The organism is Amycolatopsis sp. NPDC051061, from assembly GCF_040682935.1.
GTDB lineage: Bacteria > Actinomycetota > Actinomycetes > Mycobacteriales > Pseudonocardiaceae > Amycolatopsis.
Window position 1 is genome coordinate 43,210 of the sequence record NZ_JBFBBZ010000026.1, and the last position, 18,992, is coordinate 62,201.

At 69.3% G+C, this 18,992-nt stretch carries 20 protein-coding genes; 7 read left to right on the forward strand and 13 right to left on the reverse strand.

Annotated elements, in window-relative coordinates; translation table 11 throughout:
- Positions 1-15: 15 nt before the first annotated feature.
- Positions 16-1,056 carry an aspartate-semialdehyde dehydrogenase gene (locus AB0N03_RS30905; protein WP_364378699.1) on the reverse strand — a complete coding sequence of 347 codons (1,041 nt, stop codon included), beginning with the start codon at positions 1,054-1,056 and terminating at the stop codon, positions 16-18.
- Positions 1,056-2,321, reverse strand: a complete 1,266-nt coding sequence (locus tag AB0N03_RS30910) for an aspartate kinase (RefSeq protein WP_364378702.1) — start codon at positions 2,319-2,321, stop codon at positions 1,056-1,058. The genes AB0N03_RS30905 and AB0N03_RS30910 overlap by 1 nt, the downstream gene beginning before the upstream one ends.
- A 229-nt stretch (positions 2,322-2,550) precedes the next feature.
- Between AB0N03_RS30910 and AB0N03_RS30915 the strand changes: the two genes are divergently transcribed.
- Together AB0N03_RS30915 and AB0N03_RS30920 are read left to right on the forward strand one after the other, a co-directional pair.
- Complete coding sequence (locus AB0N03_RS30915; RefSeq protein WP_364378705.1) at positions 2,551-3,141, forward strand: nitroreductase family protein; 591 nt, start codon at positions 2,551-2,553, stop codon at positions 3,139-3,141.
- Between the two features lie 153 nt (positions 3,142-3,294).
- Positions 3,295-4,470, forward strand: coding sequence for a Fic/DOC family N-terminal domain-containing protein (locus AB0N03_RS30920; protein WP_364378708.1), 1,176 nt, complete (start codon positions 3,295-3,297; stop codon positions 4,468-4,470).
- Between the two features lie 14 nt (positions 4,471-4,484).
- Here the strand turns inward: AB0N03_RS30920 and AB0N03_RS30925 are convergent, their stop codons facing one another.
- A complete protein-coding gene (locus AB0N03_RS30925; RefSeq protein WP_364378711.1) occupies positions 4,485-4,865 on the reverse strand; it encodes a hypothetical protein in 381 nt (126 codons plus the stop codon).
- A gap of 217 nt (positions 4,866-5,082) precedes the next feature.
- Between AB0N03_RS30925 and leuA the strand changes: the two genes are divergently transcribed.
- Positions 5,083-6,843, forward strand: coding sequence for a 2-isopropylmalate synthase (gene leuA / locus AB0N03_RS30930; protein ID WP_364378714.1), 1,761 nt, complete (start codon positions 5,083-5,085; stop codon positions 6,841-6,843).
- A gap of 80 nt (positions 6,844-6,923) precedes the next feature.
- Positions 6,924-7,475 carry a DedA family protein gene (locus AB0N03_RS30935; RefSeq protein ID WP_364378717.1) on the forward strand — a complete coding sequence of 184 codons (552 nt, stop codon included), beginning with the start codon at positions 6,924-6,926 and terminating at the stop codon, positions 7,473-7,475.
- Here AB0N03_RS30935 and AB0N03_RS30940 read toward each other — a convergent pair.
- The gene (locus AB0N03_RS30940; protein ID WP_364378720.1) at positions 7,462-8,079 is read right to left on the reverse strand and encodes a peroxiredoxin-like family protein; all 618 of its coding nucleotides are present in this window, start codon (positions 8,077-8,079) and stop codon (positions 7,462-7,464) included. The genes AB0N03_RS30935 and AB0N03_RS30940 overlap by 14 nt on opposite strands.
- Positions 8,080-8,141: 62 nt before the next feature.
- Here AB0N03_RS30940 and AB0N03_RS30945 point away from each other — a divergent pair, with 62 nt between their 5' ends.
- Positions 8,142-8,747, forward strand: coding sequence for a TetR/AcrR family transcriptional regulator (locus AB0N03_RS30945; protein WP_364378723.1), 606 nt, complete (start codon positions 8,142-8,144; stop codon positions 8,745-8,747).
- Here AB0N03_RS30945 and AB0N03_RS30950 read toward each other — a convergent pair.
- The gene (locus AB0N03_RS30950; RefSeq protein ID WP_364378726.1) at positions 8,737-9,642 is read right to left on the reverse strand and encodes a LysR family transcriptional regulator; all 906 of its coding nucleotides are present in this window, start codon (positions 9,640-9,642) and stop codon (positions 8,737-8,739) included. The genes AB0N03_RS30945 and AB0N03_RS30950 overlap by 11 nt on opposite strands.
- A 24-nt stretch (positions 9,643-9,666) precedes the next feature.
- Positions 9,667-10,599 (reverse strand): EamA family transporter, encoded by a 933-nt coding sequence (locus tag AB0N03_RS30955; protein ID WP_364378729.1) that lies wholly within the window; start codon positions 10,597-10,599, stop codon positions 9,667-9,669.
- Between the two features lie 202 nt (positions 10,600-10,801).
- Between AB0N03_RS30955 and AB0N03_RS30960 the strand changes: the two genes are divergently transcribed.
- Positions 10,802-11,692, forward strand: a complete 891-nt coding sequence (locus AB0N03_RS30960; protein WP_364378731.1) for an EamA family transporter — start codon at positions 10,802-10,804, stop codon at positions 11,690-11,692.
- Here AB0N03_RS30960 and AB0N03_RS30965 read toward each other — a convergent pair.
- The 3 genes from AB0N03_RS30965 to AB0N03_RS30975 form a co-directional block, all read right to left on the reverse strand.
- A complete protein-coding gene (locus tag AB0N03_RS30965; RefSeq protein ID WP_364378734.1) occupies positions 11,689-12,336 on the reverse strand; it encodes a DedA family protein in 648 nt (215 codons plus the stop codon). The genes AB0N03_RS30960 and AB0N03_RS30965 overlap by 4 nt on opposite strands.
- Before the next feature lie 486 nt (positions 12,337-12,822).
- Positions 12,823-13,998: a DUF6596 domain-containing protein gene (locus AB0N03_RS30970; RefSeq protein ID WP_364378737.1), complete on the reverse strand. Its 1,176-nt coding sequence runs from the start codon at positions 13,996-13,998 to the stop codon at positions 12,823-12,825.
- Positions 13,995-14,366, reverse strand: coding sequence for a YciI family protein (locus AB0N03_RS30975; RefSeq protein WP_364378740.1), 372 nt, complete (start codon positions 14,364-14,366; stop codon positions 13,995-13,997). The genes AB0N03_RS30970 and AB0N03_RS30975 overlap by 4 nt, the downstream gene beginning before the upstream one ends.
- Positions 14,367-14,445: 79 nt before the next feature.
- On the opposite strand from AB0N03_RS30975, the gene AB0N03_RS30980 reads away from it, so the two are divergent.
- Entirely contained in the window at positions 14,446-14,877 is a 432-nt protein-coding gene (locus AB0N03_RS30980) for a nuclear transport factor 2 family protein (RefSeq protein ID WP_364378743.1), read from the forward strand.
- 48 nt (positions 14,878-14,925) lie between these two features.
- Here AB0N03_RS30980 and AB0N03_RS30985 read toward each other — a convergent pair whose 3' ends face one another.
- Genes AB0N03_RS30985 through AB0N03_RS31000 form a run of 4 tightly spaced genes read right to left on the reverse strand, consistent with a single transcriptional unit; the run spans position 14,926 to position 18,958 of the window.
- Entirely contained in the window at positions 14,926-16,038 is a 1,113-nt protein-coding gene (locus AB0N03_RS30985) for an oligopeptide/dipeptide ABC transporter ATP-binding protein (RefSeq protein ID WP_364378745.1), read from the reverse strand.
- A complete protein-coding gene (locus AB0N03_RS30990) occupies positions 16,035-17,030 on the reverse strand; it encodes an ABC transporter ATP-binding protein (RefSeq protein WP_364378748.1) in 996 nt (331 codons plus the stop codon). Before AB0N03_RS30990 ends, AB0N03_RS30985 begins: the two co-directional genes overlap by 4 nt.
- A 6-nt stretch (positions 17,031-17,036) precedes the next feature.
- The gene (locus AB0N03_RS30995) at positions 17,037-17,960 is read right to left on the reverse strand and encodes an ABC transporter permease (RefSeq protein ID WP_364378751.1); all 924 of its coding nucleotides are present in this window, start codon (positions 17,958-17,960) and stop codon (positions 17,037-17,039) included.
- The gene (locus AB0N03_RS31000) at positions 17,957-18,958 is read right to left on the reverse strand and encodes an ABC transporter permease (RefSeq protein WP_364378754.1); all 1,002 of its coding nucleotides are present in this window, start codon (positions 18,956-18,958) and stop codon (positions 17,957-17,959) included. The genes AB0N03_RS30995 and AB0N03_RS31000 overlap by 4 nt, the downstream gene beginning before the upstream one ends.
- Positions 18,959-18,992: the final 34 nt, after the last annotated feature.

Below are 18,992 nucleotides of genomic sequence, written 5' to 3' on the forward strand. Positions count from 1 at the left end.
GGGCCTTCGGCGTCGTCAGGACTGCCCGGCGATGAGCTCCGCGATCTGCACGGCGTTGAGCGCCGCGCCCTTGCGCAGGTTGTCGTTCGCGATGAACAGCGCCAGGCCGCGGCCGCCCTCGACGCCCTGGTCCGCGCGGATGCGGCCGACGTAGCTCGGGTCGTTGCCCGCCGCCTGCAGCGGGGTCGGGACCTCCGACAGCTCGACGCCCGGCGCGTGCCTCAGCAGCTCCGTCGCGCGCTCGACCGTCAGCGCCCGCTCGAATTCGGCGTTGACCGAGATCGAGTGCCCCGAGAAGACCGGCACCCGCACGCACGTGCAGGACACACCGAGGCCCGGGATGCTCAGGATCTTGCGGCTCTCGTTGCGGAACTTCTTCTCTTCGTCCGTCTCGAGCTCACCGTCGTCCACAATGGACCCGGCCATCGGCAGGACGTTGAACGCGATCGGGCGGACGTACTTGTTCGGCGCGGGGAAGTCGATCGCCGCGCCGTCGTGGGTCAGCAGCGCCGCGTGCTGCGCGCCCGCCTTGACCTGACCGGCCAGCTCGTCGACGCCGGCCAGCCCGCTGCCGGACACGGCCTGGTACGTCGACGCGACCAGCCGGACCAGCCCGGCTTCGTCGTGCAGCGGCTTCAGCACCGGCATCGCCGCCATGGTCGTGCAGTTGGGGTTCGCGATGATCCCCTTGCGCGCCTCCTTGATGGCCTCCGGGTTCACCTCGCTGACGACCAGCGGCACGTCGGGGTCCATCCGGAACGCCGAGGAGTTGTCGATCACCGTCACGCCCGCGTCGGCGAACCGCGGCGCCTGCGCCTTCGACGTCGACCCGCCCGCCGAGAACAGCGCGATGTCCAAACCGGACGGATCCGCCGTCGACGCGTCTTCGATCGTGATTTCGGTGTCGCGCCACGGCAGCGTCGAACCCGCCGAGCGCGCCGAAGCGAAGTACCGGAGCTCGGCGATCGGGAACTCCCGCTCCGCCAGCAGCTTGCGCATCACCGCGCCGACCTGGCCGGTCGCGCCGACCACCCCGACCCGCAGCCCGTCCGCCATCAGCGACCACTCCCCGCGTAGACCACGGCTTCCTCGTCGCCGCCGAGCTCGAACGCGTCGTGGATCGCGCGCACGGCGTCGTCCAGCTGCGCGTCGCGGATCAGCACGGAGATCCGGATTTCCGAGGTGTTGATGATTTCGATGTTCACGCCGGCGTTGGCCAGCGCCTCGCAGAACGTCGCCGTGACACCCGGGTGCGAGCGCATCCCGGCGCCGACCAGCGAGACCTTGCCGACGTGGTCGTCGTAGAGCACCGACTCGAAAGCGATCTCCGCCTTGACCTTCTCCAGCTCCTTGACCGCCTTGGCGCCGTTGGCCTTCGACAGCGTGAACGTGATGTCCGTGCGGCCGGACACCGTGCTGGACACGTTCTGCAGCACCATGTCGATGTCGATTTCGGCGTCCGCGATCACGCGGAAGATCCGGGCCGCGGCACCGGCGTGGTCCGGCACCCCGGTGACCGTGATCTTCGCTTCGGAGCGGTCGTGCGCCACACCGGTGATCAGGGCTTGTTCCACGGGGATCTCCTCGATAGAACCGGTCACCGTCGTGCCCGGCTTGTCACTGTAGGAAGAACGGACACGGATCGGGACGCCGTAGCGGCGCGCGTACTCGACCGAACGCAGGTGGAGGATCTTCGACCCGCTCGCGGCGAGCTCGAGCATCTCCTCGTAGGTCACCGTGTCGAGCTTCTTCGCGTCCGGCACCACCCGCGGGTCGGCGGTGTACACACCGTCCACATCGGAGTAGATCTCACAGACGTCGGCGTTCAGCGCGGCGGCCAGCGCGACGGCGGTGGTGTCCGAACCCCCGCGGCCCAGCGTGGTGATGTCCTTGGTGTCCTGCGCGACGCCCTGGAAGCCCGCCACCAGCGCGACGTAACCCTGCTCGAGGGCCTCGGTGACGCGGCTCGGCGTGACGTCGATGATGCGCGCGTTGCCGTGGACGGACGTCGTGACGACGCCGGCCTGCGAACCGGTGAACGACCACGCCTCCGCGCCCTGGGCCGAGATGGCCATGGCGACCAGCGAGTTCGAGATGCGCTCACCCGCGGTGAGCAGCATGTCCATCTCCCGCTCCGGCGGCGCGGGGTTCACCTGCTGCGCCAGGTCGAGCAGCTCGTCGGTGGTGTCTCCCATCGCCGAGCAGACCACGACGACGTCGTTGCCTGCCTTCTTGGTGGCGACGATCCGTTCGGCGACGCGCTTGATCCGGTCGGCACTTTCCAGCGACGATCCGCCGTACTTCTGGACCACGAGGGCCACGCCCGAACCTCCTAGACGGGCCGGGTCTGCTCCCTGGTGGGCACCGAGGAGCCCCCGCGTCCCATATTTGAAGAGGAGCCTACCGGGGGTTTCGCGGCCCGCCACCCTCTTGACGTGCGGCGGGCACCGGATGGAGGCAGCGCGGAAGTAAATCTTCCGCAACACCAAGGAAATGCGCGAAGCCTTCCTCCCGAGTGATGCAGCGCACTAGGTAGGTACGGTGTCGAACGTGCGAAAGCCAGCTGTGACGAGCGTCCCGATCGCTGCCGCGATGGCCGAGCGGTGGAGCCCGCGGGCCCTCGACGCGTCTTCCGAAGTCGGTCCGGACCAGGTGCGGGCCCTGCTGGAGGCGGCCCGCTGGGCCCCGTCGTTCGGCAACACCCAGCCGGCGCGCTACCTGGTGGGCGCGCGCGGCACGCCGTCGTTCGACGCGATCTTGGCGACGTTGAATTCGGGCAACCGGGCGTGGGCGCACCGGGCGAGCCTGCTGCTGGTCGGCGTGATGGTGACGACGAACGAGAAGGGATCGGTGCCGTACGCCGAGTACGGGCTGGGGCTGGCTTCGGAGAACCTGGTGCTGCAAGCGGTGGAGCTGGGGTTGGTGGCGCACCAGATGGCCGGGTTTTCCGCTCCCGACGTCAGCGCGTCTTTCGGTCTCCCGGACAACGCCGTCCCGAAGGTGGCCATCGCGGTGGGCTCCGTGGCTTCGGCGGACGTCCTGGAGGAGGACTGGCGGATCGAGCGCGAGAAGGCGGAGCGGAAGCGGGTGCCGCTGGAGGAGTTCGCGTTCACCGGCCAGTGGGGTACGCCGGCTCTGTGACTGTGGATGCCGGTCGGGCGCGGAGCCCCGCGCGTCTCCGCGAACGGCGAGATCTCAAGGATTTGGCCGAAACCTTGCATTTTGAACCTGCAACTGCAAGAACCCCTTAGATCTCAGCAGCGAAACTAAAGCTTCATGCGCTAAGCTTTAAAAGTGCAGCTAGAGTCCTTCAAGCAGTCCCCGGTCGGCCACCTGGCACCGATCAGCGGAGTCGACGGTCGAACCAAGCAGCCGTACAACCACTTCGCCTTCGTACCGGCTCCGCTCCCCAGCGTAGTCGACCTCTCGCCACGGACGTACAAGCTCATCAGTGAGGCTGACCGTGCCCTCGGCTCGCTGGACGCCCTGACCGACCAGCTGCCCAATCCCGGACTGCTGGTGCGCCCCTCGCTGACCCGGGAAGCCGTCAGCACCTCGGCGCTCGAAGGAACCTTCGCACCCTATGCCGATGTGCTCGAAGCCCAGTACGTCGAAAGCCATCAGCCGACGGCAGAGGTACGTGAAGTACAGAACTACGTTAAAGCGGCTTTCGCCGGCCTCGACCTCATCGAGAAACTGCCGATCTGCCTGCAGGTGGTGGCAAAACTCCAGCGGATTCTCGTGGCGGGAACGCGTGGTGACGCATTCGACGCAGGCAGGCTCCGCGAGCAACTCGTCTGCATCGGAGACCGCGGCAGGGGAATCGAACGATCGAGGTTCGTCCCGCCGCCCAATGGCGACCTGCTCCGCGACGGCGTGAGCGACTGGGAAAAGTGGATCAATGCCGACCAGGAAATGCCGGTGCTGGTGAAAGTGGCGCTGGGTCACTATCAGTTCGAAACGCTACACCCGTTCAGCGACGGGAACGGCCGGATCGGCCGCCTGCTCATCACCCTGCAACTCATCGAAGAACACGTGCTCAAGCACCCCGTCCTGAACCTGTCCCCGTGGCTGGAGCCTCGCCGCGAGGACTACATCGACCACCTGCTCTCCGTGAGCAGGACGGGAAACTTCGACCCGTGGGTGCGATTCTTCGCCGAAGCGGTGAAAGCACGTGCGCTGGCAGCCACGGCGACCATCCGAAACCTGATGGCGTTTTCCCAGGAGGTCATCGAAACGATGAAGGGCGCGGGCGCACGAGGCAGTGTCCACGAATTGGCGGTGAACATCATCGGCTACCCGATGACGACCATCCCCAAGGTGCAGGCGAGCCTGGGTGTGTCCTATCCGACCGCCGCCAACGCCATCAAGAAACTGGAGGAGGCCGGCTTCCTCCGCGAGATCACCGGTGGGAACTACGGGCGCAGGTACATCTGCGATCGGGTATTCGACGAGCTCGCCGAGAGCTAGGCTCGAGCTTCACCTCAGGAAGCGCCGCCCACCCGGCGGATGATCTTCGCCAGCACCCCCGACACCACGAGCCAGAAGATCGCCGCGATGCCGTAGTTCACCAGCACCCGCAGCTTCCCGTCGCTCGGCGTGAACAGGTCGCTGAACCCCAGCGCCAGGCTGTCCGCCCACGACTTCACGAACGAGACGATCCCGTTGTCCGGGTTGGCCGAGCCGACCGTGAAGATCACGTGGATCACCAGCAGCGCGGCGAAGATCAGCCCGATCCAGCGGACGATCGACGCCACCACCGAGGCGATGCGGCCTCCGGTCCGCCGCCAGTCGACCGGGGTCCGGCGGGAGACCTCCGTCTCCTCCGACGACGGCGCCGAAGAGGACTCTGCGTGCTCACCCATGGTCGCAGTTTCGCACGGCGACCGTCCCGTCGCTACCCACAGGTAACCCCAAAAGGAACCGCCCGGCTTCCCTCACCCGGCGTCCCGTGGTTATGGTGGGGTCGTGGCGCGTACTCTCCTGCTTCGCTGCCGCGACGGGGCCTGACCGGACCGGCTCCCCGTCGCGGGGCTTCGTGGTGCCGGTCGCACCCGTCGAGCTGGAGACACCCCCGATCCCATGAGCAAGATCCGCAAGCCTTCTCGTACCGCGCCCACTGACCAGCCCGCTTGGAACACCCAGCGCGGCACGTCCATGCCGGTGCACCGCTACCGCCCCTGGTACGACCTCGTCGAGAACATCGACCTGCCCGACCGCACCTGGCCCGCCAAGCGCATCGACCGCGCGCCGCTGTGGTGCGCCGTCGACCTGCGGGACGGCAACCAGGCCCTGATCGACCCCATGTCGCCCGCGCGCAAGCGGAAGTTCTTCGACCTGCTCGTACGCATGGGCTACAAGGAGATCGAGGTCGGCTTCCCGGCCGCGTCGCAGACCGACTTCGACTTCGTCCGCGAGATCATCGACGAAGGCGCGATCCCGGACGACGTCAGCATCCAGGTGCTGACCCAGTGCCGCCCCGAACTGATCGAGCGGACCTTCCAGTCGCTCGAAGGCGCGCCGCGGGCGATCGTCCACATCTACAACTCGACGTCGATCCTGCAGCGCCGCGTGGTCTTCCGCGAGGAGCGCGAAGGCATCAAGAAGATCGCGACGCAGGCCGCGGAAATGGTCGTCGAGCTGGCCGCGAAGCAGCCGGACACCGACTTCCGCTTCCAGTACTCGCCCGAGTCCTACACCGGCACCGAGCTGTCCTACGCGCTCGAGGTGTGCAACGCCGTCACCGAGATCTGGCAGCCGACGCCGGAGAAGCCGGTGATCCTGAACCTGCCGGCGACCGTCGAGATGGCGACGCCGAACATCTACGCCGACTCGATCGAGTGGATGTCTCGGAACCTGGAGCGCCGCGACTCGGTGATCCTGTCGCTGCACCCGCACAACGACCGCGGCACCGGCATCGCCGCCGCCGAGCTGGGCTTCCAGGCCGGCGCGGACCGGATCGAAGGCTGCCTGTTCGGCAACGGCGAGCGCACCGGCAACGTCGACCTGGTCGCGCTGGGCATGAACCTCTACAGCCAGGGCATCGACCCGCAGATCGACTTCTCCGACATGGACGAGATCAAGCGGACCGTCGAGTACTGCAACCAGCTGCCGGTGCCCGAGCGCTCGCCGTGGGGCGGCGACCTGGTGTTCACCGCCTTCTCCGGCTCGCACCAGGACGCGATCAACAAGGGCCTCGACGCGCTGAAGGACGCCGCCGACAAGCAGGGCGTCCCGCTCGACGAGTACCCCTGGGAGGTCCCCTACCTGCCGATCGACCCGAAGGACGTCGGCCGCACGTACGAGGCCGTCATCCGCGTGAACTCGCAGTCCGGCAAGGGCGGCGTCGCCTACATCATGAAGGCCGAGCACCAGCTCGACCTGCCGCGCCGCCTGCAGATCGAGTTCTCGAAGGTCATCCAGCGCTACACCGACACCGAGGGCGGCGAGGTCGACCCGGCCACGATGTACAACGCCTTCTCGGCCGAGTACCTGGAGCTGAAGACGCCGCTGGAGCTGGTCCGCCAGCACGTTCGCGACAACGGCGACGGCGAGTACGACATCACCGCGACCGTGAAGGTCGAGGGTGACGAGCACGAGGTCACCGGCCGCGGCAACGGCCCGATCGCGGCGTTCTTCGACGCGCTGTCGACCGTGGGCTTCGACCTGCGTCTCCTGGACTACTCCGAGCACACGCTCTCGCCGGGCGACGACGCGCGCGCCGCGTCGTACATCGAGTGCGCCATCTCGGACCGGGTGTTCTGGGGCATCGGCATCGACCCGTCGATCGTCACGGCGTCGCTGCGCGCGGTCGTCTCGGCGGTGAACCGCGCCAACCGCTGAACCTGTGGGCCGCCTGTCGGGTTCCTGTGAGTCCCCGGTGATCGGGACTCACCGGCCCCGGGCAGGCGGTTAATGGAGGTGTGGACGCGACTACGACGGGACTGCTGGTGCTGTTCGTCGTCTCGCTCGTGCCCCTGCTGCCCACCGAGGTGACGATCCTCGGGATGGGTGTCGCGGCGGCGCAGGGCGGGACGTCGCTGGCACTGGTGATCGCCGTGTCGAGTGCCGGGTGCCTGGTGTCCGACCAGGCGCTCTACGCCCTCGGCCGGTTCGGTGGCCGGGCGGCGCTGGACCGGCTGAGCCGGCGGAAGAAGCTCGCCGCCGGCATCGGCTGGCTCGACGGGCGGCTGCAGCGCCACCCCCGGCCGGTGCTGGTGGTCGCCCGCTGGCTGCCGTCGGGCGGGACGGTCGGTGCCCTGCTCGCCGGGTCCCTGCGGTGGCCGATGGCGGAGTTCTTCACCGCGTCGGCCGTCGGCGTCACGCTCTGGACGTCGTACGTGGCCTTCCTCGGCTACGCGGGCGGCCAGATCATCACCGAACCCGGGATCAGCCTGCTGCTCTCCCTCGGCGTGGCCCTGGTCCTGGGTTCGGTGATCACCTACGGCGTGAAGCGGTCGGCTAGAGCGATTTGACCGCTTCGAGGATCTGCGCCGGCTCGGTGCGCGTCGTGAAGTCCGGGTGGACGTCGGCGAAGCGGAGCACCCGGTCCTGGTCGACCACGACGACCGCCGGGTGGACCAGCTCCCAGGTGCCGTTGACCTGCTCGAGGTCCGTGCCGAGCGCCTCCATGGCCTCGCGCACCGGGGCGGAGACCGGGTAGCTCAGCCCAAGCCCCCGCGCGACGGTGCTGCCGGCGTCCGAAAGCACGGGGAACTCCAGCTCCGCCACCGGCAGTGAGCCGTCCGGCCGCTGGGGACTGATCGCCGCCAGGGTCGCACCCAGCGCCGTCAGCTCGGGCACGACTTCCTGCTGGTAGGTGCGCAGGGTCAGGTTGCAGTACGGGCACCACTGGCCGCGGTAGAACACGAGCACCGCCGGCCCGTCCGCGACCAGCTCACCCAGGCTCGCCGGCGCACCATCGGCCCCGGGCAGCGTGAAGTCCTCGATCTTGTCGCCCGCTTCGGCGAACTTCGTCCCGGCGGCTCGGCGGCGGTCCGCTTCGAGGACGTCGAAGACCTCCGGCGGCAGCACACCCCGGAGGTGGTCGTTCACTCCGGTCAACGCGTTGTTGAGCATCGTCGATCCCCCTAGCTTGTTGTACTGATCGGTACAGTGAGACTGACTGTACTATTCGGTACATGGAGACGCAAGCGGCGGCCTCGACCCCGCGCGGCAAGCGGACGCGGGACGCGATCGTCGACGCCGCGGCCCAGCTGATGTACGTCGACGGCGTCGCGGGCACGAGCGTCGACAAGGTGCTCGCCGCGAGCGGGGCCGGGAAATCGCAGATGTACCACTACTTCAAGAACAAGGATCAGCTGGTCGAGGCCGTGATCGACCGCTACCTCGAGCAGATCCTCGGCAACCAGCCCGCGATCTTCGAGCTGACTTCCTGGGCGGACCTCGAGACGTGGACCGAGCAACTGCTGGACGTCCACCGCCGGGCGGGCGGGCCGATCGCCTGCCCGCTGGGCAACCTCGCCGGCGAGGTGGGCGACAACCCGAAGCTCGCACCACTGGTCGACCAGGCGTACCGGAACTGGGAGTCCCATCTGGTGCGCGGCCTGAAGACGTTGCAGGACAAGGGAGAGCTGGCTCCCGACGCCGACCCGGCCCGGCTGGCCCAGGCGGCGATGACGTCCGTCCAAGGTGGACTGCTCATAGCGCACATCCGGCACGACCTCACGGCGTTGGAGGACGCGCTGCGGATCGCGCTCGCCTACCTGCGCGGCTTCAGGTCGTGAGCTGGGCGATCTCCGCGCGCAGTTCCTCGATCACCTTGGCCACGGCCGGGCGCTGCAGCGCGCCGGTGCGGCAGACTGCCTCCACCAGCCGGGCCGCGCGGATCCCGGCCAGCGGCCGCGCGACCAGGCCGCGCCCGCGCCCGGTGTTCATGGTGTACCGCGGCAGCAGCGCGATCCCGTGCCCGGCCGCGACCAGCCGTTCGGTGATCCGGAAGTCGTTGATCCGCTGCACCACCACCGGCCGCACGCCGGTGCGGATGGTCAGGGAGCGCAGCACGTCGTCCACCGGGAAGCCGAAGTCGACGCTGATCCAGCGTTCGTCGGCCAGCTCCGCCAGCTCGACGCGGCGCCGGTTCGCCAGGCGGTGCCCGGCCGGGAGCGCGACGTCGAGCGGCTCGCGCAGCAGCGGCACGACGTCGAGGCGGCCGGAGTCGAACTCCGGCGCGTGCTCGTCCCGGTGCGCCACGACGATGTCGTAGTCCGCGACCAGGCCGGGCACCTCGGGTGGCGTCATGTCGACGTCGCGGACGTCGACCTCCAGGCCCTCGTACCCGGCGACGCGGCTCAGCAGGCCGGGCAGCAGCATCAGCCCGGCCGACTGGAAGATCGCGATCCGCACGCGGCCGCGCGGGGCGCTGCGGTAGGTGTCCAGTTCGGACTCCGCGCGTTCGAGCGCGGCAAGCACCTCGTCGGCGCGGGCGACCAGCGCGCGGCCGGCGTCGGTCAGGCGCAGCCCCCGCCCGGCCGGTTCGGTGAGCGGCAGGCCGACCTCGCCCTGCAGGGCGCGCAGCTGCTGCGAAACCGCGGACGGCGTGCAGTGCAGCGCCCGCGCGGCCGCCGTCACGCTCCCGCGGTCGGCGAACTCCCGCAGCGTGCGCAGGCGACCCAGATCCACGGCCCCAGCGTAGTTGAAGCGGCGCTACACGGTGGTGACGCTTTCGACGGCCGCGGCTTCACGGTCGTGGCGCAGCCGTGCGACCGTCCCGGCACCGACGAGCGCGACGATCCCCGCCACGCAGCCGAGGGTGAGCACCGACGGCGTCAGGCGGTTGTCGGCCAGCTGCATCACGTACGCGAACAGCGGCGAGAGCGTCAGCAGGATCGACGCGGTGATCGGCTCGGTCCGCCGGATCCCCACCTGCAGCAGGTAGAGCGGCAACGCGACCCCGAGCAGGGCGATCAGCGCGGACGGCCCGAACGCCGCCCCGAACCCCGGCGCGTCGTCGACCGCGACGAGCGCCCAGGTCATCGCCAGGATGAGGAAGAACCGCACGGCGAGCACCCGCCGAGGCGGCAGCTCGGCGTCGCTCAGCCGCTTCGAGTAGATCACGTTCGTCACCGAGCCGACGCCCGTGACGAGCACGAGCGCCACCCCGATGAGCGTCTCGCCGGACGTCCGGTCTAGTCCACTGTGGCCGGTGAACGAACCCCAGACGAGCAGCGCGATCAGCACGCCGATCCCGACCGCCACCCACGTCTCCGCGCGGAGGATCGCGGTTCCCTTGCGCAGCAACGGGTTGAACGCGAGGGTCAGCACCGGGCCGAGCGCGATGCCGACGACGTTCACCACCGCCGGTTCGAGGTAGCGCAGCGCGAAGAGCATCGACAGCCAGGTCGCCGCGGTCGTCACGTTGATCATGACGACGTCTCGGCGCAGCTCGCGCAGCGGACGGAACGTCACGGCCGCGCCGTCCCGCAGCAGCGCGAACCCGAGGAAGAACACGGCGGCGAGGGTGAACGACACCGCCGCGACGGTCGCCGGGCGGAGCTGTTCCAGCTGGTTGCCGGCGAAGACGTCGAGCGCCGCCGTCAGCGCCGCGAACCCGGTCAGCGGCAGTACGCCTCGCAGCATCGGAATCTCCCAGTCGTCAGCGGACGCCCATCGTTGCCGGATCCGGACATCGCGGGCAATACCGCACCGGCCGGTGAGCAAGGCCCAAGACGTCATCTCCACCGAACGGCCCAGGTCACGGCTTTTTTCTTGAAGGACGGCTAAACGGTCCCTGCAGATATTCTCGCTGGTCCTTCACGATCGCCGTTGTCACAGTGGAGGCATGCCCACCCGTGACCGCCTGCTCGCCGTGCTCGTCGCCGTCCTCTGGGGCCTGAACTTCCTCGCCATCCACGCCACGCTCGGCCAGTTCCCGCCGGTGTTCGCGGGCGCGCTGCGGTTCGCCGTCATCGCCGTGCCGACGATCCTGTTCGTGCCGTGGCCGAGGGTGAAGGTGCGGCACCTGCTCGGCTACGGCCTCGGCTTCGGCACCGGGCAGTTCGCGTTCCTGTTCATCGCGATGGACACCGGGATGCCGACCGGGCTCGCGTCGCTGGTGCTGCAGGCGTCGGCGCCGTTCACGGTGCTGCTCGGCGCCGTCTTCCTGCGCGAACGCGTCACGCCGCACCAGCTGGCCGGCATCGCGCTGGCCGTCGCCGGGATGGTCGCGATCGCGTGGCAGCAGTCCGGGCACGCGGCCCTGTTGCCGATGGTCCTGACGCTGCTGGCCGCGCTGAGCTGGGCGTTCGGCAACCTCAGCACGCGCAAGGCCGAGCCGGACAACCCGCTGCACTTCACGCTGTGGATGTCGGTGGTGCCGCCGCTGCCCATGTTCGCGTTGTCGCTGGTCATGGAGGGTCCGGCCGCGCAGTGGCGATCGCTGACGACGCTGGGGACGCCGACCGGGCTGACCGCGCTGGGCGGGCTGACCTACGTCGTGCTGATCGGCACCGTGGTCGGATCCGGCCTGTGGACGACGCTGATGCGGCGCAACCCGGCGGGCGTGGTCTCGCCGTTCTCGCTGCTCGTGCCGGTGGTCGGGCTGACGGCGTCGTTCGCGATCCTCGGCGAGCGGCCGACGGTGCTGGAGATCGTCGCGGCGCTGGTCGTGATCGGCGGCGTGCTGCTGGGGTCGCTGCGGCCGGCGCGGAAGCCGGAGCTCGTCGCGGTCTAGGCCGCCGTCTCTTCCTGCTTCGGCGTCTCTTCTTCGCTTTCGTGCTTGCGGCCGAGACGCTTCTTCATGACGAAGAAGACGACGACGCCGATGACGATCGCGAGGACCAGGCCGTACTTGGAGAAGTTGCCGAGCCACTCTTCGGCGACGACGCCGAGGTAGTAGACGAGGGCCGTGGTGCCGCCCGCCCACACGATGCCGCCGGCCGCGTTCGCGAGCAGGAATTTCGGGTAGTGCATCTTGAGCGACCCGGCGAGCGGGCCGGCGAGGATGCGCAGGAACGCGATGAACCGGCCGAGGAAGACGGCCCACACACCGCGTTTGTCGAAGATCCGTTCGGCGTTGGCGAGGTGCGTCGGGCCGAAATGCTTCGGGAATTTCCGGCCGGCCCAGGCGAACAGCCGTTGACCACCGGTCTTGCCGATCAGATAGCCGATGCTGTCGCCGATGATGGCGCCGGCGCTGGCCAGGATGCCGATCCACAACGGACTCAGGTTGCTGTGCTGCGAAGCCAGCAAAGCCGCGCTGACCAGCACGATCTCGCCGGGCAGCGGAATGCCCAGGCTCTCGATCATGATCACCGCGCCGACGATCAGGTACACCGAGAGCGGCGGGATCGCCTCCAGCCATTGGTCGATGTGCACTGCCCGTACCCCCTGCTGTCCGGTGAATCTGCTTTCCGCAGAGTACCGGGGGTGACGCGCTCGGGGCGGCCTACTCAGGTATTGGCAGGGGTACGACTTAAGGCGGGGTCAGTCGAGTCGGCGAACTGGTTCACCGGTTCGGGTTCCGGATCGGGCGCCGATGGTGTTGATGACGACGCCGGAGCCCTCGAGGAGTTATCCACAGGGTTCACCCCCATGTGGACAACTTTCGTGGGTGGGGGTTGAACGGCGGGTTCGGTCGGTGGTCGCCGATAGACTGGACGTGGGCACGCCCCCCAGGGAAGGGCGGGGTCCCGGCGGGGCCGGGTCGATGCGGGGCCGGGTCGATGCGGTCGGGAGCCCAATGCCTCTTTTGGTGCGTTGAGCGCACCAGAATCGGCATTGGCGCCTGCGAGACCCAAGTACCGATAGCCCAAGCCCCGACCAGGCCAAGTCCCGGCGAGCCGGGGATCCCCACGAAACCGGTCAGGGCGCCAACTTCGCAGCCTGCGACTCCAAATAAGCCTGCTCAGGCAGGCTCAACGTCCGCCGAGCCGCGGCCAAGTAAGCCTCCCGCGCCCTGGCGACGTCACCGGACAGCTCCAACAGATGCGCCCGGACCGCGTCCACCCGGTGATGCTCCACCACCTCGGCGCCCGCCAGCTCCGCCAACCCCGCCTCGGGCCCGTTGACCTGCGCGAACGCCACCACCCGGTTCAACGTCACCATCGGCCCCGGCGCCACCACCCGCAGCAGGTCGTACAGCGTGAGGATCTGGGCCCAGTCCGTCTCGGCGGCCGTCGGGGCCTCGTCGTGGACCGCCGCTATCGCCGCCTGGAGCTGGTATGGCCCCACCGGTGCCGTCGACAAAGCGACCGTGATCAGCGAGACACCCTCCTCGATGAGCTGGGGGTTCCACCGGCTCCGGTCCTGGTCGGCCAGCGGGACCAGCGCGCCCGACGGAGAGACGCGGGCCGGGCGGCGGGCGTCCGTCAGGAGCATCAGGGCCAGCAAGCCGGTGACCTCGCCGTCGTCCGGGAGTTCCGCGCGCAGCCGGCGGGTCAGGCGGATCGCCTCGGTCGTCAGGTCGACGCGGTTGAGCGCGTCGCCCGAGCTGGCCGTGTGGCCCTCCGTGTAGATCAGGTACAGCACCTGCAACACGGCCGCCAGCCGCTCCGGACCACCGCCACGGGTGAGGCGTTCGCCGCGGAGCTTCTGCTTCGCGCGGCTGATGCGCTGGCCGATCGTGGCCTCCGGGACGAGGAACGCCCGGGCGATCTCCGCCGTCGTCAGGCCGCCGACCGCGCGCAGCGTCAAAGCCACTTGCGAAGGCCGGGAAAGCTCCGGGTGGCAGCACAGCAGCAGCAACGTCAGCGTGTCGTCGACGGCGACCGGCTCCGGCTCCGGCAGCGAGGCCAGCGCCACCGCCTCTTCGCGCCGGCGACGGGCCGTCTCGCTGCGCCACTGCTCGATGCGCCGCCGGGACGCCGTCGTGATCAGCCACCCCTTCGGGTGGTCGGGCACGCCGTCGGCCGGCCACTGCTGCGACGCCGCCAGCAGCGCCTCCTGGACGGCGTCCTCGCAAGCCTCGAAATCGCCGTACCGCCAGACCAGGGCCGCCAGGACCTCGGGCGCGAGCGAGCGCAGCAGATCCGGAGTCACAGCTCCGGCCCGTGCAGCCCCATCACCGGCCGCACTTCGACCACCCCGAACGCGGCTTCGGGGATCCGCGCGGCGATCTCGACGGCGCGTTCGCGGCTCTCGCACTCGAGCAGGTAGAAGCCGGCGAGGAACTCCTTGGCTTCGGCGAACGGGCCGTCGGTCGTCGTCGTGCCGCGCTCGCCGACGCTGACCCGCGTCGTGAGCTCGGGGAAAGCGAGCCGCTCGGAGACGACGCGCTCGCCGGACGCGTCGAGGTCGTCGTTGAGCTGCTGGTAGTAGGCGAGCCCGGCGGCCCGCTGCTCGTCGCTCATGCCCGCCCAGGCCGTGCGGGACTCGGGGTTGCCGTAGATCAGGACCACGTATTTCACGAACGCCTCCCGGTCGATGTCGAAATCCGCGTGGCGGCGCCTACGTCCCATCCGAAGCACCGACTCACAGGAGGATGGCATGACCGAGCAGGACGACAAGCGGATTCGCGAACTGGTGGCGGCCCGCACGAAGGCCATGACCGAGCGTGACGCCGAAGCCCTCGCCGGGCAGTCCGCACCGGACGTCCGCGCGTTCACCCTGGCCCCGCCGCTCGTGCACCACGGCGAAGACGTCGAGGCCCGCAAGGCCTGGTTCGCGGGCTTCGACGGCCCGATCGAGTACGAGGTCCGCGACCTCGAAGTCACCGTCGGCGGCGACGTCGCCTTCAGCCACGCCCTCAACCGGCTCTCGACGACGCCGAAGGGCATGCCCCAGCCGTTCGAGCTGTGGTTCCGTTCCACCCTCGGGTTCCGCAAGCATGACGGCCGGTGGCGGATCACCCACGTGCACGACTCGACGCCGTTCTACATGGACGCCACGATGAGCGCCGCGCTCGACCTCAAGCCGTGAAAAAGGGGCCGGCCGGGGAGTGCACCCCGGCCGGTCCCCGAACAGACCTCAGAGGATCTCGGCGGACGTCCCGACGTCCGGCGGGCCCAGGTCGGGATTCAGCGCCCCGGTGAGCTCGATCAGCTCCGGCTCCACCTCGTGCGGCTGGATGCGCCCGTCGCGGATGTCCTCCGCGTAGTGGCACGCCACCCGGTGACCGTCGCCGATCTCCCGCAGCTGCGGGCGGTCCGTGTCGCACAGGCTCGCCTGCTTCCACGGGCAGCGCGTGTGGAAGCGGCAGCCCGACGGCGGGTTCGCCGGCGAAGGCAGGTCACCGGCGAGCAGGATCTGCTCGCGGGTGTCCTCGACCTGCGGGTCCGGCACCGGAATCGCCGACAGCAGCGCCCGCGTGTACGGGTGCAGCGGGTCCCGGTACAGCGAGTCCGCGTCGGTCTCCTCGACCAGCGCGCCCAGGTACATCACGCCGATGCGGTCGGAGATGTGCCGCACCACCGCGAGGTCGTGCGCGATCACCAGGTAGGTCAGGCCGAGCTGGTCCTGCAGGTCCTCCAGCAGGTTCACCACCTGGGCCTGCACCGAAACGTCCAATGCGGACACCGGCTCGTCGGCGACGATCAGGTCCGGCTCCACGGCCAGCGCCCGCGCGATGCCGATGCGCTGGCGCTGTCCGCCCGAGAACTCGTGCGGGTACTTCCGCAGCGACGTCTCCGGCAGGCCGACCGCCGCCAGCAGCTGGCGCAGCCGACGCTGGGCGGCGTCCTTGTCCTTGTCGAGGCCGTGCGCGTGCATGCCCTCGAGCAGAATCGACTCGACGGACTGCCGTGGGTCCAAACTGGACATCGGGTCCTGGAAGATCATCTGCATCCGGCGCCGGGCCTTCCGCAGTTCCTCTCCCTTGAGCTTCGCGACGTCGGTGCCGTCGAACTTCACCGAACCGGCCGTCGGCTCGTTCAGCCGCAGGATCGCCCGGCCCAAAGTGGACTTGCCGCAGCCGGACTCGCCCACCAGGCCGTAGGTCTCGCCGCGGCGGATGGCCAGGTCGACGCCGTCGACCGCGAACACGTGCCCGACCGTCCGGTCGAACACCACGCCGCTCTTGATCGGGAAGTGCACCTTGAGGTCGGTGACCTCGAGCAGCACGTCACCACCGGGACGGGTCATCGGGTTCCTCCTCCCGCCGCGACCGCGGGCCGCACGGGGTTGTGACAGCGCAGCAGCCCGCCGTGGTCGGGCACCAGCTGCGGCGAGACCTCGCGGCAGACCGGCAGCGCGTTGGGGCAGCGGGGCGCGAACGCGCAGCCGCCGTCCCACGGGATGTTGTCGGCCACCGAACCCCGGATGGGGACCAGCTTTTCGCCGCGGCCCGCGTCGAGGCGCGGGATCGAGGCCAGCAGGCCGTGCGTGTACGGGTGCCGCGGCTCGCCGAACAGCTGGTGCCGCTGCGCCCGCTCGACGATCTTGCCACCGTAGAGCACGTTGACCTCGTCGCAGAGCCCGGCGACCACGCCGAGGTCGTGCGTGATCATGATCAGCGCGGTGCCGGTGTCCTGCACCAGTTCCCGCAGCAGCGCCAGGATCTGCGCCTGGATGGTGACGTCCAGCGCGGTGGTCGGCTCGTCGGCGATGAGCAGCCGCGGCCGGCACGCCAGCGCGATCGCGATCAGCGCGCGCTGCCGCATCCCGCCGGAAAGCTGGTGCGGGTACTCGGAAAGCCGTCGTGACGGGTCCGGGATGCCGACCTTGTCCAGCAGGTCCGTCGCTTCGAGGGACGCCGCCTTGCGCGACATCCCGCGGTGGCGTTCCAGCACCTCGGTGATCTGCAGCCCGATCGGGATGACCGGGTTCAGCGAGGACAGCGGGTCCTGGAACACCATGCCGAGGTCGCGGCCGCGGCGGTCGCGCATGTCCTTGTCGGACAGCTTGAGCAGGTCGGTGCCTTCGAAGCGCACCGAACCGCTGACCTTGTTGCCGCGCCGGGCCAGCAGCCGCATGATCGCCAGCGACGTCACGGACTTGCCGCAGCCGGACTCGCCGACCAGGCCGACGGTCTGGCCCGGCTCGACGTCGAAACTGACCCCGTCGACGGCGGCGAACGGCCGCTCGCCACGGCGGACGAAGTTGACCGTCAGGTCACGGACTTCAAGGAGTGCCATGGGTGCTCACCGCCTGTTCTTCGGGTCGAGGGCTTCACGGAGGGACTCGCCGACCAGCGTGAACCCGAGCGCCACGATGATGATCGCGATCGCCGGGTAGTACGCGAGCTCGGGACGGACGTCGAGGAACTGGTGCGAGGCCTTGCCCAGCATCAGTCCCCACTCCGCCCGCGACGGGTCCGGGTCGCCCAGACCGAGGAACGACAGCGCCGCGGCCTCCAGGATCGAAGTGGCCAACGTGAGGGTCGCCTGAACGATGACCGGGCCGAGCGAGTTCGGCAGTATGTGCCGGAACACGATCGTCCCGCGCTTGACGCCCAGTGACGTCGCCGCCAGCACGTGGTCGGCGTCCCGTTGGGTCAGCATGGAACCGCGCAGCAGCCGGGCGAAGATCGGCACGCCGATCATCGACACGGCCAGGATGACCGTCCACTGGCTCGGCTTCGCGAACAGCGCCGCGATCGAAATGGCCAGCAGCAGCGACGGGAACGACAGCATGACGTCGACCAGTCGCATGAGGACGGTGTCGACCCAGCCGCCGAACGCGCCGGCCAGACCACCGATGATGATGCCGATCAGCACGCCGACGATCGTGGCGAGCACGCCGACGATCAGCGTCTGCTGGGCACCGGCGATCAGTCGCGACAGGAAGTCGCGGCCGAAGTCGTCCACGCCGAGCGGGAACCCGCTCTGCGCACCCGGGATGAAGTTCGGGCGGATCTGGTCGCCGAGGTAGTGGACGTCCGGGTCCTTCGGTTCCAGCAGGGGCGCGAAGATCGCGACGATGAGGAACAGGCCGGTGATGACGCCACCGGTGATCGCGACCGGGCTGCGCAGCATCCGGCGGAGGGCATCCCCGCCGAGGCTGCGGCCGCTCGCCGCGGCGAGCTTGTCGATCGGTTCCTTCTTCTTGTTCAGCAGAGTGTTCATCGCACACGCACCCTCGGGTCGATGATCCCGTACGAGACGTCGACCAGCATGTTCACCAGGACGTACACCACGGCCCCGAACAGCAGCAGCGCCTGCAGCCGGGGGTAGTCACGCCGTTCGATCCCTTCGGCCAGCAGGAAACCGAGGCCTCGGAAGTTGAACACCCGCTCGGTCAGCACGGCGCCGCCGAGCAGGGCGCCGGTCTGGAGTCCGATCGTCGTGACCACCGGCAGCAGGCCGTTGCGCAGGACGTGCCGGGTGCGCACCACCTGCTGCGTCAGGCCCTTGGAGTTGGCCGTGCGGACGAAGTCCTCGTTGAGGACGTCCAGCACCGACGCGCGGGTGATCCGGGTGATCACCGCGAGCGGGATGGTGGCGAGGGCGAACGCGGGCAGGATCAGGTGCTTGATCGCGTCCCAGACGGCGTCCCACTCGCCCGTCATGATGCCGTCGAGGATGGCGAAGTTCGTGATCGCCGTGGCGTCGAGGCCCGCGGCCTGCCTGCCCTGCGACGGCAGGCCCAGCGGCGCGGCCAGGATGTCCTGCATCATGTAGCCGAGGAAGAACACCGGCACCGCGACGCCGATGAGGCTCAGCACGATGACCACGTTGTCGACCGCTCCGCCGCGGTACCGCGCGGACAGATAACCGGCCGGGATGCCGATGATGACCGCGATGATCATCGCGGTCATGCCGAGCTCGATGGTCGCCGGCAGGAAGGTGACGATCTCGCCCATCACGGGCTGGGTCGACACCAGGGAGTTGCCGAAGTCGCCGGTGAGGGCCCGGCCGAGGAATCCGAAGTACTGCACGAAGATCGGCTGGTCGAGGCCGAGCACGTGGTTGAGGTTGGCGATCTTCTCCGGCGTCGCCTTGTCACCCAGCAGGGCGGCGGCGGGACCGCCGGGCAGGGACCGGAGCCAGGCGAAGACCAGGATGGACAGGATGAAGAGCGTCGGGATCGCTTGTAGCAGCCGACGCACGAGGAAACGGAGCACTTGCAGTCCTTTGTTGCCAGCCCGGGATCAGGCG

What these genes read in the sequence shown, in the direction of transcription:
- AB0N03_RS30940 (WP_364378720.1), bottom strand. Translation starts at nt 8,079, where the DNA reads ATGCTCAACAACGCGTTGACCGGAGTGAACGACCACCTCCGGGGTGTG.
- AB0N03_RS30955 (WP_364378729.1), bottom strand. Translation starts at nt 10,599, where the DNA reads ATGCTGCGAGGCGTACTGCCGCTGACCGGGTTCGCGGCGCTGACGGCG.
- AB0N03_RS30945 (WP_364378723.1), top strand. Translation starts at nt 8,142, where the DNA reads ATGGAGACGCAAGCGGCGGCCTCGACCCCGCGCGGCAAGCGGACGCGG.
- leuA (WP_364378714.1), top strand. Translation starts at nt 5,083, where the DNA reads ATGAGCAAGATCCGCAAGCCTTCTCGTACCGCGCCCACTGACCAGCCC.
- AB0N03_RS30980 (WP_364378743.1), top strand. Translation starts at nt 14,446, where the DNA reads ATGACCGAGCAGGACGACAAGCGGATTCGCGAACTGGTGGCGGCCCGC.
- AB0N03_RS30925 (WP_364378711.1), bottom strand. Translation starts at nt 4,865, where the DNA reads ATGGGTGAGCACGCAGAGTCCTCTTCGGCGCCGTCGTCGGAGGAGACG.
- AB0N03_RS30990 (WP_364378748.1), bottom strand. Translation starts at nt 17,030, where the DNA reads ATGGCACTCCTTGAAGTCCGTGACCTGACGGTCAACTTCGTCCGCCGT.
- AB0N03_RS30960 (WP_364378731.1), top strand. Translation starts at nt 10,802, where the DNA reads ATGCCCACCCGTGACCGCCTGCTCGCCGTGCTCGTCGCCGTCCTCTGG.
- AB0N03_RS30995 (WP_364378751.1), bottom strand. Translation starts at nt 17,960, where the DNA reads ATGAACACTCTGCTGAACAAGAAGAAGGAACCGATCGACAAGCTCGCC.
- AB0N03_RS30905 (WP_364378699.1), bottom strand. Translation starts at nt 1,056, where the DNA reads ATGGCGGACGGGCTGCGGGTCGGGGTGGTCGGCGCGACCGGCCAGGTC.
- AB0N03_RS30985 (WP_364378745.1), bottom strand. Translation starts at nt 16,038, where the DNA reads ATGACCCGTCCCGGTGGTGACGTGCTGCTCGAGGTCACCGACCTCAAG.